Origin of the sequence: Dietzia sp. UCD-THP (genome assembly GCF_000349585.1) — a bacterium.
GTDB lineage: Bacteria > Actinomycetota > Actinomycetes > Mycobacteriales > Mycobacteriaceae > Dietzia > Dietzia natronolimnaea_A.
Map to the genome: position 1 here is coordinate 1 of NZ_AOSR01000212.1, position 737 is coordinate 737.

Genomic DNA, 737 nt, shown 5'->3' on the forward strand with positions numbered 1-737 from the left:
CCCTCACCGGCCGTGGCCGACCGCCCCGAATCCCAGACGGTGCAGCGCGTCGACCACGTCCCGTGGATCCGCCCCCAGATCGAGCCGGGTGAACACGTCCAGTCGTTCGCGACCCCGCTCGTCCGTGTACTCGAGTCGCAGCAGGTGCTGCCGCGCCCCCCATCGGGAGACCCCCAGCAGGCGAACCTCCACCACCTCGGACCGCGGGACGAAGTCCACGCGGCGGAGCCTCTTGATCGCCAACTGCCCGTCCACCACCTCGAGTCGGGGCCGCCGGACCAGGTGGGACACACCCGACAGGGTGAGGAACAGCGCCGCCGGGCCGGTGAGCAGCAGTGCGAGCGGATCCTGCCGCTGCAGGCCGATCACCACCAGGGCCACCCCGAGCAGGATCTGCACGCCCGGCCACAGGGCCCCGGGTGACCACGACGCCGCCCGCGGACCGGCTCCCGACACGGCGTCACCACTCATGCCGCACATCCTCCCCTATCCACAGGCACTATCCACACTGTGGATGAATAACACGGGTGGAGTTCGACTGCCGTTCGAGTCGACGCGGTCCCGACCTGCGGTGTCGTCGGCATCGTCAACACACAGGCGTTATCCCCAGTGTGGAGGAAGTTCTCCACAGCGTGTGAGGGGTGTGGAAAAGGCGGGTCGAGACCCCTCTTTACCTCACCAGAGCCCCGTGACCTGCATAGATGCAGCGTTCTCAGAGAAAATGCAGGTCACCCCCC

At 67.8% G+C, this 737-nt stretch carries 1 protein-coding gene; it reads right to left on the reverse strand.

All coding sequences use genetic code 11. The annotated features are described in order from the left end of the window. Nucleotides 1-3: 3 nt before the first annotated feature. Nucleotides 4-471, reverse strand: coding sequence for a PH domain-containing protein (locus tag H483_RS27545; RefSeq protein ID WP_017836523.1), 468 nt, complete (start codon nt 469-471; stop codon nt 4-6). Between the last annotated feature and the right edge of the window lie 266 nt (nt 472-737).